This window comes from Streptomyces sp. CB01635, assembly GCF_002803065.1.
In the GTDB taxonomy this organism is placed as follows: Bacteria; Actinomycetota; Actinomycetes; order Streptomycetales; family Streptomycetaceae; genus Streptomyces.
This window is the reverse complement of sequence record NZ_NNBL01000001.1, coordinates 576000-588456: the sequence shown is the minus strand read 5'-3', so window position 1 is coordinate 588456 and position 12457 is coordinate 576000. Positions and strand designations below refer to the sequence as shown.

The following is a 12457-nucleotide window of genomic DNA, read 5'->3' as shown; positions in this document are numbered from 1 at the left end:
GTTGAACAACTAAACATCGTTACCCGTACGTAACTTACCGACGGGTTACCTACGGTAAGACGCCACGGTTACCGTCGGGTCACTTTGCACTGACACGAGTGAGGAGTGACCCGTGGGACAGCCGCGACACCCGCGCAGAGCGCTGCGTACGACCACTGTTGGTGCCGTGTCCGCGACCCTGATCGCCGGGGCGGCGCTGGGCCTGGCCCCCGCCGCGCAGGCGGCGCCGGGGCCGGGCGTGCGCTTCGTCGACATCACCGGCGCCGGCGGCACGGTCCTGAAGGCCAACGTCGTAGCCCCCTCCGACACCTCGCGCAGATATCCGGTCGTCGTGCTCCCCACGAGCTGGGCCGTGCCGCAGATCGAGTACCTCGCCCAGGCCAAGCAGCTCGCCGACTCCGGCTATGTCGTGGTGAGTTACAACTCGCGCGGCTTCTGGCAGTCCGGCGGCGAGATCGAGGTCGGCGGCCCCGAGGACATCGAGGACGCCTCGAAGGTCATCGACTGGGCCCTCGCCAACACCCAGGCCGACCCGGACAAGGTCGGCATGGCGGGCGTCTCCTACGGCGCGGGCATCAGCCTGCTCGCCGCGGGACACGACAAGCGCATCAAGGCCGTGGCCGCGCTCAGCGGCTGGGGGAACCTGATCGACTCGATCTACTCGGGCCGCACCCAGCACTTCCAGGCCGCCGCCCTGCTCTCCGGCGCCGGCTATCTCACGGGCCGCCCGAGCCCCGAACTCCAGCAGGTCATGAAGGACTTCCTCGCCTCGAACCTGGCCAAGGAGGACGACATGATCGCCTGGGGCAGGAAGCGCTCCCCCGAGACGTACATCGACAGCATCAACAAGAACGGCGCCGCCATTCTGCTCGGCAACGCCTGGGGCGACACCATCTTCCCGCCCAACCAGTACGCGGACTTCTACGAGAAGCTCACCACGCCCAAGCGCCTGGAGTTCCGCCCCGGCGACCACGCCACGGCCGAGGCGACCGGACTGCTCGGGCTGCCCAACGACACGTGGGAGGACACGCACCGCTGGTTCGACCACTACCTCAAGGGCGCTGGCAACGGCATCGACCGCGAGCTCCCCGTCCGCATCAAGTCCCGCTCCACCGGCGCGTACGAGAGCTACCCCGACTGGAAGTCGGTCGGCGCGACGAAGAAGAAGATCGCCCTCGCGGGCACGACCACGATCCACACGAACGTCGACTCGGGCGCCAACGGCGGGCTCCTGGAACTGTCGAACATCCTCGACCAGTTCCTGCGGCTGCCCCCGACGGCCTCGGTGCCGCTGCTGCCGCGCCGCTGGGCGGGCGTGTGGCAGTCGGAGAAGTACACATCCGAACAGCATGTGCGCGGGACGGCGAAGCTGCACACCACGCTCACCCCGACCAAGGAGAGCGGAACCCTCGTCGCCTACCTCTACGACGTGGGCCCGCTCGGCCTCGGCAAGCTGGTCAGCAACGCGCCGTACACCTTCCACGGCAAGACACCCGGTGCTCCGTTCGGCGTGGACCTGGAGTTGTTCTCCACGGCCTACGACCTCCCGGCAGGGCACCGGCTCGCCCTGGTCGTCGACACGGTCGACCCGCTCTATATCGAGCACAACCCGACCGGCGCGCAGCTGACCTTCTCCTCGCCGAAGGACGACCCGTCATACGTGTCGATCCCCCTGCGCAAGCAGTGATCTCCGGCTGCTGCCGGGCGGGCATGGCCCTGTGGTCTCTGCAAGGAGCCCCTGCTACTGCACCCCCGGCAGCAGCGTCCCCGGTTCGGCCGGGGCGACGTCGACCGCCTCGACCTTGGGGTTGCGCCGCTGGCGCTTGGACACCCACTGGGCGAACCACGAAAGGAGCATGCACATCCCGATGTAGATCGGAGAGATCACCATCACCACGGGGATGAAGGGCAAATCGTAGTCGAGGTTCGAGGCGATGAGCTTCCCGGCGTGGAGGAACTCCTCGTAGGTGATGAGATAGCCGAGCGAGGTGTCCTTCAGGGCGACCACCAGCTGGCTGATGATGGCGGGCAGCATGGCGCGTACGGCCTGCGGCACGAGGACGTGCGTCATGACCTGGGTCTTGCGCATGCCGAGCGCGAACGCGGCCTCGCCCTGGCCGCGTTCGACGGAGTTGACGCCGGATCGGAAGACCTCGGCGAGCACCGAACCGTTGTAGAGGGCGAGCCCGGCGACGAGGGCGGGCAGCGGCTGGACCTTCAGCGCCACGAAGATGAAGAAGATCATCACCAGGACGGGCATGGCGCGGAAGAACTCCACGACGAGGGTGGCGAGCCAGCGCACCGGCCGGTGGTCGGACAGACGCCCCACCGCGAGCACGGTCCCGAGCACGAGGGAGAGCACGGCGGCCATGGCGAACGCCTTCAGCGTGTTGCCGAGCCCACGCAGGAGCAGCTCCTGGATGCCCTTGTACTCGAACGGCATCCACTTCGTGTACGTGAACTGGTCGGTGTCGAACAGGAGGTAGAAGATCCAGGCGAGCAGGCCGAGCACGATCAGCGTGGACAGCACCCCGTACAGCCGGTGCCGGCGCTCGGTCCTCGGTCCCGGTACGTCGTAGAGGGCCGTCGCGTCGTGGGCAAGAGCTTTCATCGGGGAACTCCCCAGCGCTTCTCGAGCACGTTGAAGATCGCGCTGATGGTGAGAGTGATGATCAGGTAGCCGACGGCGATCCAGAAGAACGTCCAGATGATGTTGTAGCCCAGCTCGCTGAGGGTCTTGTAGGTGCCGAGCAGCTCGTTGACGCTGAACGCGCCGGCGATCGCCGAGTTCTTGGCGAGGGCGATGAGGGTCGAGCCGACAGGCGGGATGACCGACCGGAAGGCCTGCGGGAGAATGACCATCGACAGCGTCTGGCCGAACGTCATGCCGAGGCTGCGGGCCGCCTCGCCCTGTCCCCTCGGCACGGTGTTGATGCCGGAGCGCAGGGCCTCGCAGATGAACGCCGAGGTGTAGCAGCCGAGCGCGAGGATCGCGAACACCTTGAAGGGCAGTACGAGTCCGAAGCGCGGCAGGCCGAGAAGTACCGCGAAGAACAGCAGGGTCAGCGGGGTGTTGCGCAGGATGTTGACCCAGACCGTGCCGAAGACACGGAAGGAGCCGACGGGCGCGACCCGGAACGACGCCATCACGAAGCCGAGGACGAGCGCGAGGATCGAGGCGTAGACGGTCAGTTCGACCGTCCCGAGGAACCCCTTGACGAAGGTGGAGAAATTGCTGGTCAGTACGGACACGAGGCCTCCTCAGTTCGCCGGGTAGCGGTCGATGGGGGGCGGCTTCGGCGCGGGCACTCCGGAGAGGCCGAGCGTCGCGTCGTACGCCTTCTTCCAGTCGCCGTCGTTCTCGCGGGTCTGGAGCGCGGTGTCGATCGCGAACCGCAGCGCGTTGTCGCTCCTCGGTACGCCGATGCCGTAGGGCTCCTTGGAGAACGGCTTGCCGACCAGCTTGAGTTCGTCGGGTGCCTTGGCCGCGAAGCCGAGCAGGATGGCGTCGTCGGTGGTGACGGCGTCGACCTGGTAGGTGAGCAGGTTGTCGACGCAGACCGAGTACGTGTCGTACGCGACGAGCACCGCCTTCGGATAGTCCTTCTGGATGCGCTGGTAGGGGGTCGAGCCGGCCGCGGAGCAGACGCGTTTGCCGTCCAGGTCCTGCGGTCCGTTGATGTCGTGCTCGTCGGTGCGGACGAGGAGCGACTGGCCGGCCATGTAGTAGGGGCCGCCGAAGCCGACGAGCTTCTTGCGGTTGTCGTTGATCGTGTAGGTGCCCACGTAGTAGTCGATCTGGCCGTTCTGCAGGGCGGTCTCGCGGTTGGCCGAGGCGATCGTCCTGAAGGCGACCGACGAGGGGGCGAAGCCGAGGGACGCGGAGATCATCTTGGCGATCTCGATGTCGAAGCCGGAGTAGACGCCAGTGGCCGGGTCCTTCTCGCCGAGGTAGGGCTGGTCCTCCTTGGCCCCCACGACGAAGTGCCCGCGCTTCTTCGCCTTGCGCCACGTCTTCGAGTCGGTCAGCTCGAACCCTTTCGCCACCTGGTACTTGGGCAGTTGCGCGTCCGACGGGCCCTTGGCCGGCGGGCTGCCCTCCTTGCCGCAGGCCACCGCGGCCAGGGCGGTGAGGGCGAGGGCGGCGACGGCGCGGAACACACGTGTCTTGCGCAGCATGGATCGGTCCACCCCCGTCAGTGCTTGAGGATCTTGGAAAGGAAGTCCTTGGCCCGCTCGCTGCGCGGGTTGGTGAAGAAGTCCTCGGGGGTGCGGTCCTCGACGATGCGGCCGTCGGCCATGAACACGACGCGGTTGGCGGCGGAGCGGGCGAAGCCCATCTCGTGGGTGACCACGACCATGGTCATGCCGTCGCGGGCGAGCTGCTGCATCACCTCAAGGACCTCGTTGATCATCTCCGGGTCGAGGGCCGAGGTCGGCTCGTCGAAGAGGAGGGCCTTGGGGTCCATGGCGAGGGCGCGGGCGATGGCCACGCGCTGCTGCTGGCCGCCGGAGAGCTGGGCGGGGTATTTGGTGGCCTGCGAGGCGAGCCCCACCCGGTCGAGGAGTTCCTGGGAGCGCTTGTCGGCCTCGTCCCGCTTGCGGCCCCTGACCTTCATCTGGGCGAGGGAGACGTTCTGCAGGACCGTCTTGTGCGCGAAGAGGTTGAAGGACTGGAAGACCATCCCCACCTCGGCCCTCAGATGGGCGAGGGCCTTGCCCTCCTCCGGAAGCGGTTGGCCGTCGAGTCGGATGTTCCCCGACTGGATCGTCTCGAGCCTGTTGATCGTCCGGCAGAGCGTCGACTTTCCCGATCCAGAGGGGCCGATGACCACCACCACCTCCCCCTTGCCGACGGTGAGGTTGATGTCCTGGAGGACATGCAGCTCCCCGTAGTACTTGTTGACGTCACGCAGCTCGATCAACGGATCGACGGCCATGGCAAGACCTGCCCACTCTCAGCTGTGTCGGTCCGCGCAAACTACCCACGTCAATTTGGGACTTGACCGGCGACACGCACGTAGGGCCATTAACCGTATTTGCGGTTCTACGTCTCCGAAGCCTCGGCGTAGAACTGCGACAGCTCGGGCGCCCCACTGGTCGCCCATTCGTGGCCCGCGGCGACGACGTCGACCTCGCGGCCGGAGGGCAGCCGCACCACCGGCTGCCCGTTGGGCCAGATCACCCATGTCGCCTCCGGCACCTGGCGGACGAGGACCGTACCGAGGTACAGGCCCGCGTCGTTGCCGAGCCACGGCAGCGCTTCCTCGTCCTCGCGCCAGCGCGGCACCAGTTGGTCGAGCGCCTCCAACGACGCGACGGAGTCGTCCAGTTCGACCCCGGCCTCATGCGCCTGCGAGCGCAGCAGCTCGCACTCGGAGAGAAGTTCGGCGATCCCCTCGGCCCCGCCGTCACCCTCGGTGAAGACGGCCACGCCGAAGGCGGAGCCGTGCTTCCTGCGCCAGTTGTCCAAGAAAGGGATGTTCATACCGCTCACCCTGACATCCCCGCAGGCCGTCGCACCACAGGGCGCGCTGAGCTCCATTACGGAGAGTTCGGGCCACGTTCGCACGCGGCTCATTGACGCGAACCTGTCTCCTCTTTAGCTTCATGGCTCACCTGTCACGTCTCACCCACCAGTGGAGGGAGTCGGTCGTGCGCCGACGCGTCTGGGGAACGGCAGCTGTACTGGCGCTCTTTACGGGCTTCGCCCCGACCGCCGTCGCGCACGCCGCCCCGCACAGACCCGAGCCGCTCCCCCTGGAGCGGCTCTTCGACAACAGGGCGGTCAGCGGCGACGACCGGGCCGGGGAGGCCGACTTCGACGGCTCGGGCAGCTCGCTCTCCGCCGCTGACCTGTCGGCGGCCGGCTGGACTCCCGGCCGCGCCTTGGGTGTTGAGGGCGCCCGCCTCACCTGGCCGCGCACGGCGGCGACCGGGCCCGACAACGTGCGCGCCGACGGCCAGCCCGTCCGCGTGCACGGCCGGGGCGACGCGCTCGCCTTCCTGGTGGCCGGAACGGGCGGCGACGCGGCCGGTAGCGGCACCGTGCGTTACCGGGACGGCTCGCGCTCCGCGTACCGCCTCACCGCGCCCGACTGGCGCACGGGCCCGCTCGCCACCAAGTCCGTGGCGCTCCCCCACCGCAACACGCCCGGCGGCCAACTCGCCGAGCAGACACGGCTGTACGTCGTCACGGTGCCGGTCATCAAGGGCCGCGAGATCGCCTCCGTGGACCTGCCCCGGGACCCGGGCACCCCCGATCTGCATGTCTTCGCCCTGTCGGTGCGCTCGCCCGCGCCGGGGTGGACCGGCACCTGGTCGGCGTCCACCGCCGGATACGCGGCCGTCGGCCCCTGGGCGGACCGCACGGTGCGGCTCGTCGTGCACACCAGCGCGGGCGGGCCGCGCGTGCGGATCCGGCTCGACAACACGTTCGCGTCGGCGCCGGTGCGGGTCGGGAGCGCGACGGTGGCCGTGCAGGACGCGGGCGCCGGGGCCAAGGGTAAGCCGGTGCCGCTGACGTTCCGGGGCTCCGCGGGTACGGAGATCCCCGCGGGGACGCAGGCGTTCAGCGACCCGGTGGGCTTCGATGTGCCGGCCGGCGCGAATCTGCTGGTCAGCTTCCATCTTCCGGAGGCGGTCGCCACGGCGCCGGTGCACAGCCAGGCGATCCAGCGCTCGTACGTGAGCCTGCCGGGCGATCACACGGCGGAGGCCTCGGCGGCCTCGTACACGTCGACGATCACGTACTGGCCGCTGCTCACCGGCGTCGACGTCAGCGGCGGGCCCGGGTCGGTCGTTCTGCTCGGCGACTCCATCACGGACGGCGTGAAGTCGACGCCGGACGCGAACCACCGCTGGCCCGACGTGCTCGCCACCCGGCTGCGCGAGCAGGACGCGGTGCCGCACTACGGAGTCCTGAACCAGGGGATCTCGGCGAACCGGGTGACGGGCGACCGCTATCCGGGGGACGGCGTCTCCACGGACACGGGCGGTGTGAGCGCGCTGCACCGCCTCGACCGTGACGTGCTGTCCCAGACGTCGGCGCGCACGGTCGTCGTCTTCCAGGGCGTCAACGACGTACGGGCCGGCTTCAGCGGGGCCCAAGTCGTCGCCGGGCTACGGGAGATCGCGACGCGCGCCCACGCGCGGGGCCTGCGCGTGGTCGGGGCCACGGTCACTCCGTGCGAGGGCGAGACCCTGTGCACAGCCACGGCGGACCGGGAGCGGGAGGTCGTCAACGCGTATGTGCGGGACAGCGGGGGCGACTTCGACGCGGTGGTCGACTTCGACGCCGCGGTGCGCGATCCGGCGCATCCCGCGCGGATGCGGCCCGAGTACGACAGCGGGGATCATCTGCATCCGGGGGACGCGGGGCTCGACGCGATGGCCCGGGCGGTGGATCTGGGGGCGCTGAAGCCGTAGAGCTCCGCCCCGGCCCCCGCGGATCGCAGAGGGCCTTAGACCTCCAGGTCCACGACCACCGGGGCATGGTCCGAGGCGCCCTTGCCCTTGCGCTCCTCGCGGTCCACGTACGAATCCTTCACGGCCCCCGCGAACGCCGCGTTCCCGTAGACGAGGTCGATGCGCATGCCTCGGTTCTTGGGGAAGCCGAGCTGGCGGTAGTCCCAGTAGGTGAAGGGGTGGTCGTACTTCAGAGGCCGCGGGACCACGTCGGACAGGCCCGTCTCACGGAGCGCGGCGAGCGCGGCGCGCTCCGCCGGGGTGACGTGCGTGGCGCCGTCGAAGAGGGAGATGTCCCAGACGTCGTCGTCCGTCGGCGCGACGTTGTAGTCGCCCATCACGGCGAACGGGCGGGAGCCCCCCGCGTCGCCTGCGACGGCCGCCTTGAGCGCCTCGAACCACTGGAGCTTGTACGCGTAGTGCGGGTGGTCCACCTCGCGGCCGTTCGGCACGTATACCGACCAGACGCGCGCCGGGCCGCACGTGGCGGAGATCGCGCGGGGCTCGTGGGCGCCTTCGTAACCGGGGTCGCCGGGCAGGCCGGTCACGACGTCCTCCAGGCCGACGCGGGAGATCAGCGCCACGCCGTTCCACCGCCCGTTCGCGTTCACCGCGGACTCGTAGCCCAGCTCGCGCAGCTCGTCCGCGGGGAACTGCTCGGCCGTGCACTTGGTCTCCTGGACGCACAGCACGTCCGTCCCGGTGCTCTCCAGCCAGGCGAGGAGCCTGGGCAGCCGGGCGGCGATCGAGTTCACATTCCAGGTAGCAATCCGCATGCCCACAACCTACCGGGCGGGTACGACAACGCCCGCCGAACCCGGGACGGCCGTCGGCGGGGCGCGATGGACAGCACGCGACAGGCGCGATAGGCAGGCTACCTTGCAAGTTTCTCTGTTTGAAAGTTAGCCTGTCGAAGCATCTCCCCCCGGATCCGCAAGGAGCACCCCCCATGCCCGCCACCACCCTCGACGAGCGCACCGCCCTCGTCCTCATCGACCTCCAGAACGGCATCCTCGGCCTGCCGACCGTCCACCCCGCCGACGGAGTCCTGAAGAACGGGGCCACGCTCGCGGACGCTTTCCGCGCCAAGGGCCTGCCCGTCGTGCGCGTCCGCGTCGCCTGGTCCCCCGACGGCGGCGACCTGCCGGTGAGCCGGTCGGCCGCCCCCGGGCTCACCCAGGCGCCGCCCGCCGCGTTCTCCGAGTTCCCGGACGAGCTCGGCCCGCTCGGCGACGACATCGTGATCACCAAGCGGCACTGGGGCGCCTTCACCGGGACGGAGCTGGACCTCCAGCTGCGCCGCCGCGGAGTGACGCAGATCGTGCTCGCGGGGATCTCGTCCTCGATCGGCGTCGAGTCCACCGCCCGCTCCGCCTTCGAGCTGAGCTACCACCTCACGGTGGTCGAGGACGCGACGACCGACACGGACGCCGCGTCCCACGAGCACAGCTTCGGCAAGATCTTCCCGCGGATCGCGGAGCTCGCCACGACCGAAGAGATCGTCGAACTCCTCGGCCGGTAAGGGGAGTTCACAGCCCGCGAGGGTGCTCAGAGCGTCGCGCACTCCTCCGGCGTCAGCCGCAGGTTGTCCGTCCCGCCGAGCGCCGCGATCTGCCCGTCGTAGATGGGCCAGGCCAGGTCGGTCAGCAGCGCGTCATGGATGTCGTACGCGCGCTGCGGGCCGACCTCGCGAAGGTAGTCGATGACCTCGGCGATCTTGTTCCAGGGGGCCATCACGGGCACGAGGAGCGTCTCGACGGGCTGGTCGGGGACGGTGAACGCGTCGCCGGGGTGGAAGACGCGGCCGTGGTCGATCAGATAGCCGACGTTCGTGATGCGGGGGATGTCCGGGTGGATGACGGCGTGCAGTTCGCCGTGGACCTGGATGTCGAAACCGGCCGCCTCGAACGTGTCGCCGTGCCCGACCGTGTGCACCCGGCCCGGGAACGCCGTCGAGATCTTGTCGGCCACGGACTTCAGGGTCCAGATCTCGGTGGCCGGGTCGGCTTCGAGGGCCACCCGCAGCCGGGTCTCGTCGAAGTGGTCGGGGTGCTCGTGCGTCACGAGGATCGCCTCGGCGCCGACAGCCGCGTCCTCCTCGCAGAAGCCGCCCGGGTCGATGACGAGCGTCCGCCCGTCCTTCTCCAGGCGGACGCAGGCATGGATCTTCTTCGTGAGCTTCATGGGAACCATCCTGCGCTCCCGGCCCGCGTCCGGCCCGTCCCGGCACCCGGTCGTCTACTCCTGCGGCGTGGTCTCCTCGCGGATCACGGCCTGGGCCACCTTGAACGCCGAGTTCACCGCGGGCACGCCGCAGTACACGGCGGCCTGGAGCAGCACTTCCTTGATCTCGTCGGCGGTGAGGCCGTTGCGCAGGGCGGCGCGGGTGTGGAAGGCCAGCTCTTCGAGGTGGCCGCCGGCGACGAGCGCGGTGAGCGTGACGCAGCTGCGCATGCGGCGGTCGAGGCCGGGCCGGCTCCAGATCTCGCCCCACGCGTAGCGGGTGAGGAATTCCTGGAAGTCGCCGGAGAAGGCATCCGCCGAGGCCAGCGCCCGGTCGACGTGCGCGTCGCCGAGCACCTCGCGGCGCACCTTGAGACCGATGTCGTGCCGGTCGGGCCGGACCTCCGCCTCGGGCTGGGCCTCCGTCGGCCCGATCTCCGCCACGGGGGCGACCGGCGGGGGCGGCGGCGCGAGGACGGGCTTGACGGGGGCGGCGGGGATCGCGTGCTGCCCGGTCTCGTACGCGGGCTGCCAGGCCGTGGAGAAGTGCCGTACGAGGAGGTCGGTGACGGCGGCGGGCTGCTCGACCGGGGCGAGGTGCGAGGCGGCGGGCACGACGGCGAGCCGCGCGTCCGGTATGCCGGCGACGAGGGTGCGCGCCTGGGCGGGGCCCGTCACCTGGTCGTCGGAGCCGACGAGGACGAGCGTGGGGACGCCGATGGAGCCGAGCTCGGCCCGTACGTCGAAGGACGCGAGCGCCTCGCAGGCGGCGATGTAGCAGCCCGGGTCGGTGGTGCGCACCATCTGCACGGCCCAGTCGGTGATCGCGGGCTGGGCGGCCGCGAAGCCGCTGGTGAACCAGTGCTCCGGGGACGTGCGGGCGATGGGGTCGAGGCCGTTGCTGCGGACGATCACGCCGCGCTGGCGGAACTCGTCGGCGGTGCCGAAGCGGGGCGAGGCCGCGATCAGCGCGAGGGAGGCCACGCGCTGGGGGTGGCGCAGCGCCAGCTCCGCGCCGATGGCGCCGCCCAGGGAGCAGCCCGCGTAACCGAAGCGCTGCACGCCGAGTTCGTCGAGCGTGGCCAGGAGCCGCGCGGCGAGGTCGGCGACGGAACCGGCCGGGTGGGCGGGGGCGCCGCCGTGCCCGGGCAGGTCGAAACGGAACACCCGCCACTGCCGGGCGAGCTCGGGTACCTGCCGGTCCCACATGTGCCAGGTGGTACCCAGTGAGGGACCCAAGATCAGGACTGGGGCGTCTTCTGGCCCGTCAAAGCGGTATTGCAGGGTGTTCTTCGGTGTCTCACTCACGCCCTGCACGGTCTCACATCTCGCAATTTCTCACACGACTGGGTGGACACCCCGTGCAGGCCATCCCACGTTGTGGAGGCTTCGCGAAGATCCTCCACGTCCGGCTTGACGTACCACCGCTTGGTGGCCGGCACGTTCGTGTGACCGGACCACGGCAAGGGCGGATCCCGCTCGCCGGCAAGGGACTTGGTGTCCTTTTCCACGATGTGCTGACCGAACCCGCTGCAGGCCGCGGTCGACCGGGCGCGGGCCACGACACCGGCGGGTGAACGATCATCAGATGGAGCCGATCGGAACCTTGGTTGACCTTCACCTTGGGGGAGGCCACAGCATCGGTGGGGCCGGGCGATGTGCTCGGCATGAGTGAGGAGTGGGCATGGGGTTGCTGAGCATCGGGGCGTTCGCGAAGGCGTCGCGGCTGTCACCGAAGGCGCTGCGTCTTTACGACGAGCTCGGCCTGCTGCCCCCCGCTCGCGTCGACCCGGTGACCGGCTACCGCCTCTACGCGCCGGAGCAACTGGACCAGGCTCGACTGGTCGCCTGGCTCCGACGTCTGGGGATGCCCCTGGCCCGTATCCAGCACGTCTGCACGCTGGAGGCGGGCCCGGCGGCCCAGGAGGTCCGCGCGTTCTGGGCCCAGGTCGAGGCCGACACCGCCGCACGGCGGGACCTGGCCACCTTCCTCATCAATCACCTGTCCTGGAAGGACCCTGCCATGTCCCCGACCACCAAGCCCCTGGGAATCCGTTACGCCGCACTGTCCGACACGGGCCTTGTCCGCGAGAGCAACCAGGACACCGCCTACGCCGGGTCCCGCCTGCTCGCCGTCGCCGACGGCTACGGCAGTCGGGGCGCCTCCGCGAGCGCGGCCGCCGTTGACGCACTCAAGTACCTCGAAACCGACGGCGTCCCGGCGGGCGATCTCCTCAACGCCCTTGAAGACGCCGTCGAACAGGCCAAAGAGGCCGTGCACGGCGTCGCCCGCACCGGGTCTTCACCCGAGGAGGCCGGCACGACACTCACCGCGATGCTCTGGACCGGCTCACAGCTGGCCCTCGTCCACATCGGCGACTCCCGCGTCCACCTCCTGCGCGACGGAGAGCTGTTCCAGATCACGCATGACCACACCATGGTGCAGTCGATGGTCGACGAGGGCCGCCTCACCCCGGAAGAAGCCGCCTCCCACCCCCAGCGCTCGCTGTTGGTACGAGCCCTGGGCCAAGGAGCCGACGCCACCCCCGACCTGCGCCTCCACGACGCCCGGCAGGGAGATCGATACCTGCTCTGCTCCGATGGTCTGTCGACCGTCGTGCCGACCGAAGAGATCCACCGGGTTCTCTCCGAGATCAGGGAGCCCGAGCAGGCGATCCGCGAACTCGTCGCCCTCGCCAACGGCTCCGGCGGTCCCGACAACGCCAGCTGCGTGGTCGCCGACGTCATGGAGCTCCAGCAGTAGGAG

Annotated in this window: 12 protein-coding genes; 4 read left to right on the top strand and 8 right to left on the bottom strand. The window is 69.7% G+C overall.

Features of this window, described 5'->3' with window-relative positions:
• Nucleotides 1-112 precede the first annotated feature (112 nt).
• The gene (locus CG723_RS02485) at nucleotides 113-1687 is read left to right on the top strand and encodes an alpha/beta fold hydrolase (protein ID WP_100591482.1); all 1575 of its coding nucleotides are present in this window, start codon (nucleotides 113-115) and stop codon (nucleotides 1685-1687) included.
• Between the two features lie 54 nt (nucleotides 1688-1741).
• On the opposite strand, the gene CG723_RS02480 is transcribed toward CG723_RS02485, so the two are convergent.
• The 5 genes from CG723_RS02480 to CG723_RS02460 all read right to left on the bottom strand — a co-directional run bounded on the left by CG723_RS02480 (nucleotide 1742) and on the right by CG723_RS02460 (nucleotide 5488).
• Nucleotides 1742-2611, bottom strand: a complete 870-nt coding sequence (locus CG723_RS02480) for an amino acid ABC transporter permease (RefSeq protein ID WP_100591481.1) — start codon at nucleotides 2609-2611, stop codon at nucleotides 1742-1744.
• Nucleotides 2608-3252: an amino acid ABC transporter permease gene (locus CG723_RS02475; RefSeq protein WP_100591480.1), complete on the bottom strand. Its 645-nt coding sequence runs from the start codon at nucleotides 3250-3252 to the stop codon at nucleotides 2608-2610. Before CG723_RS02475 ends, CG723_RS02480 begins: the two co-directional genes overlap by 4 nt.
• Before the next feature lie 9 nt (nucleotides 3253-3261).
• Nucleotides 3262-4179 carry a glutamate ABC transporter substrate-binding protein gene (locus CG723_RS02470; RefSeq protein WP_100591797.1) on the bottom strand — a complete coding sequence of 306 codons (918 nt, stop codon included), beginning with the start codon at nucleotides 4177-4179 and terminating at the stop codon, nucleotides 3262-3264.
• A gap of 17 nt (nucleotides 4180-4196) precedes the next feature.
• Nucleotides 4197-4940, bottom strand: a complete 744-nt coding sequence (locus CG723_RS02465) for an amino acid ABC transporter ATP-binding protein (RefSeq protein WP_100591479.1) — start codon at nucleotides 4938-4940, stop codon at nucleotides 4197-4199.
• A gap of 107 nt (nucleotides 4941-5047) precedes the next feature.
• Nucleotides 5048-5488 (bottom strand): DUF6278 family protein, encoded by a 441-nt coding sequence (locus CG723_RS02460; RefSeq protein ID WP_100591478.1) that lies wholly within the window; start codon nucleotides 5486-5488, stop codon nucleotides 5048-5050.
• 122 nt (nucleotides 5489-5610) lie between these two features.
• On the opposite strand from CG723_RS02460, the gene CG723_RS02455 reads away from it, so the two are divergent.
• Nucleotides 5611-7428 (top strand): SGNH/GDSL hydrolase family protein, encoded by a 1818-nt coding sequence (locus CG723_RS02455; protein ID WP_100591477.1) that lies wholly within the window; start codon nucleotides 5611-5613, stop codon nucleotides 7426-7428.
• A gap of 35 nt (nucleotides 7429-7463) precedes the next feature.
• Here the strand turns inward: CG723_RS02455 and CG723_RS02450 are convergent, their stop codons facing one another.
• Nucleotides 7464-8243, bottom strand: a complete 780-nt coding sequence (locus CG723_RS02450) for an exodeoxyribonuclease III (protein ID WP_100591476.1) — start codon at nucleotides 8241-8243, stop codon at nucleotides 7464-7466.
• 173 nt (nucleotides 8244-8416) lie between these two features.
• On the opposite strand from CG723_RS02450, the gene CG723_RS02445 reads away from it, so the two are divergent.
• Complete coding sequence (locus tag CG723_RS02445) at nucleotides 8417-8989, top strand: isochorismatase family protein (protein ID WP_100591475.1); 573 nt, start codon at nucleotides 8417-8419, stop codon at nucleotides 8987-8989.
• Between the two features lie 26 nt (nucleotides 8990-9015).
• On the opposite strand, the gene CG723_RS02440 is transcribed toward CG723_RS02445, so the two are convergent.
• Together CG723_RS02440 and pcaDC are read right to left on the bottom strand one after the other, a co-directional pair.
• A complete protein-coding gene (locus CG723_RS02440) occupies nucleotides 9016-9651 on the bottom strand; it encodes an MBL fold metallo-hydrolase (RefSeq protein ID WP_100591474.1) in 636 nt (211 codons plus the stop codon).
• Nucleotides 9652-9705: 54 nt separating this feature from the next.
• A complete protein-coding gene (gene pcaDC, locus CG723_RS02435) occupies nucleotides 9706-10998 on the bottom strand; it encodes a bifunctional 3-oxoadipate enol-lactonase/4-carboxymuconolactone decarboxylase PcaDC (protein WP_100591796.1) in 1293 nt (430 codons plus the stop codon).
• Nucleotides 10999-11374: 376 nt separating this feature from the next.
• On the opposite strand from pcaDC, the gene CG723_RS02425 reads away from it, so the two are divergent.
• A complete protein-coding gene (locus tag CG723_RS02425; protein WP_199841630.1) occupies nucleotides 11375-12454 on the top strand; it encodes a protein phosphatase 2C domain-containing protein in 1080 nt (359 codons plus the stop codon).
• Nucleotides 12455-12457: the final 3 nt, after the last annotated feature.